Origin of the sequence: Streptomyces sp. NPDC002573 (assembly GCF_042889625.1) — a bacterium.
GTDB classification, from domain to species: domain Bacteria; phylum Actinomycetota; class Actinomycetes; order Streptomycetales; family Streptomycetaceae; genus Streptomyces; species Streptomyces gibsoniae.
This window is the reverse complement of sequence record NZ_JBIARC010000236.1, coordinates 1-2,136: the sequence shown is the minus strand read 5'-3', so window position 1 is coordinate 2,136 and position 2,136 is coordinate 1. Positions and strand designations below refer to the sequence as shown.

Genomic DNA, 2,136 nt, shown 5'->3' with positions numbered 1-2,136 from the left:
CGCCCGTCGAGTACGAAGCCAACTACTACACGGAACTCACGAAACCCCAGGTCACAACCACAATCTGAGATCTCTACCGAACCCGGGGCGGTTCAAAGTTCCTGCATGACGTGCACCGGATGCACGTTGGTCGCTCTTGCGGCGTAACGGCGGGCTGCTTCGGCTGGGGGGCACCAGCGGCATACCTCGACCACATTCCCGGCCAAGGCGTCCAGATGGGGGCGGGTGTCAGGGTGGCGCGGCAGGAAGTTGGCCTCCAGGACCACCTGCGGGCAGCGTGCGGCCAAGGCCCAAATCAGGCTCATGGGCTGCGGCGCCCAACCTGCGTGAAGACGCCAGGTCGGCGGGTGTGTCCAACGAGTCGTGCAGAGTCTCCTTGATGTGGTCCTTGGACAGAAGGGGGAAGCCAAGCGCTTCCGAGAGGGGGAGGGCCAGGGTGCTCTTGCCGGCCCCGGGTGCCCCGGTGACGATCACGATCTGGCGGGTCATGGGCCCGATCATGCCGGTTCCCTGCCGTCCCGGCATAGCGGAACTGCAGCGCCCTCCACGCCCGCATACCAGGCGACGAATTGGCCTGGTGAAGCCCTCCGCCGAAGAGCCCTGCGATGTCAGCTACCCCGGGCTGAAGCCCGGGGCTTGCGGCTCGTGCGCCACTGGCGGTGGCGTGGACGGCCGCGTCCAGCACTCACGAAATGACGGCGAGTGCAGGGGTCGTTGACTCGACCCCGCATACCCAGGCCCACCAGCCGCGGGCGGCGATGTTTCGGGCAGCGTTGGCGTCCGCGTGGTCAACGAACCCGCAGGCGACGCATCGGAACTCGGCCTGAGCGGGCCGGTTCCTTTTGTCTATGTGGTGGCAGCTTGAGCATTCCCTGCTCGTGTTCCTGGGGTCGACCTGTAGCAGCGGCACGCCGCGGCGCCGGGCCTTGTAGGTCAGGAACCGGCCGAGCTGGGCGAACGTCCAGGAATGGACCGCGGCTCGTTGGGGCTTTCTTAACCGTACCCGTTCGCGGATGCCCCGGAGGTCCTCCAGGGCTATTCCTTGACCGGTGCGTTCAGCCTCAGCCACGATCCGTTTTGATATGCAGTGGTTCATGTCGGTCGCCTGCCGCTTCTCACGGCCGGCGACTCGTTTCACAGCGCGCCTGGCGGACTTGGTGCGTTTCTTCTGCAGCTTCGTGCGCAGGTCCCGCATCTGCTTGCGCTGCCGGTTGAGTCTCCGGCCACAGTGCCGGCCCCGGTGGACGTGGTGGCGATGTTGACGATCCCGAGATCCACACCGGTGAACCCGGACGGGTTTTCGTTCGGCTCGTCCTCGGGCACCTCGCAGGTGGCGAGCAGGTAGAACGTGCCGTCGCGGTGGACGAGGTCCGTCTCACCCTGGCGGTGCTCTGCGAGACGATGCAGATGGTCCGGGTGGCCGACGAACCGGACACCTTTGAGTCGGCCGGCAGTGGTCCAGATGGAAACCGTCCGCTGGTCGTACTGCCAGCTGAGCAGCCGGTCGTCGTACGGCTGTGCCGCGTCCGGCCGGAACTGGACCGGCTTCGACTCCGCCTTCAGCCGCTGCTTGGACCCCGGCCTGCCCAGGTTCCCGGCCTTGATATGGGCGTGCAGGGTGCCGTACGCGTCGACGACCTTCTTGATGCTGCGGATCGTCGCCTGCGCACCCAAACCCATGCTCTTCAGCTCGGCGTAGACGAGTTTCTGCAGGCCGAACCTTGAGAACTCCCGCTTGTCGAAAGCAACACGGGAGGCGAGGTCGGCGCCCTTGTTGCACGTGCGCAGCGTCGCCAGCAGCCGCGGCGCCTGTTCGGCACTCGGCAGCAACTTGACCTGCACGACCATCTTCACACGGAAACGCTATCCTCTCGCACTGACAACGCGGCCTGCCCTGGATGGCAGTTGACAGTGTGCTCCCTGGGCCGTCGACGGTAATCACGTCCGCAGGCACAGCGTGCCGCTGCGCGGCATGCGTATATGCAGAGATCCCGGCCGTTGCACGGCCGAGTGCTGAGGAGCCGATTCCTCCCCGGGCTTCAGGTATCAGCGGTTTGATCTTGGTTGAGGCTAGTTCTTGCAGATAGCCCCGTTGATGAGATATCATCAACGGGGCTTCGCTGTTGTCGATCAGAG

Annotated in this window: 3 protein-coding genes; all 3 read right to left on the bottom strand. The window is 65.4% G+C overall.

What is annotated here, in order from left to right:
- Positions 1-228: 228 nt before the first annotated feature.
- Positions 229-489 (bottom strand): AAA family ATPase, encoded by a 261-nt coding sequence (locus tag ACFYX0_RS47560; protein WP_388982022.1) that lies wholly within the window; start codon positions 487-489, stop codon positions 229-231.
- A gap of 196 nt (positions 490-685) precedes the next feature.
- Complete coding sequence (locus tag ACFYX0_RS47555) at positions 686-1,195, bottom strand: RNA-guided endonuclease InsQ/TnpB family protein (protein WP_388982020.1); 510 nt, start codon at positions 1,193-1,195, stop codon at positions 686-688.
- Positions 1,135-1,854 (bottom strand): hypothetical protein, encoded by a 720-nt coding sequence (locus tag ACFYX0_RS47550; protein ID WP_388982017.1) that lies wholly within the window; start codon positions 1,852-1,854, stop codon positions 1,135-1,137. Before ACFYX0_RS47550 ends, ACFYX0_RS47555 begins: the two co-directional genes overlap by 61 nt.
- Between the last annotated feature and the right edge of the window lie 282 nt (positions 1,855-2,136).

Excerpts from the sequence above, each read along its gene's own strand:
- ACFYX0_RS47555 (WP_388982020.1), bottom strand. The coding sequence starts at position 1,195 with ATGCGGGACCTGCGCACGAAGCTGCAGAAGAAACGCACCAAGTCCGCC.
- ACFYX0_RS47560 (WP_388982022.1), bottom strand. The coding sequence starts at position 489 with ATGACCCGCCAGATCGTGATCGTCACCGGGGCACCCGGGGCCGGCAAG.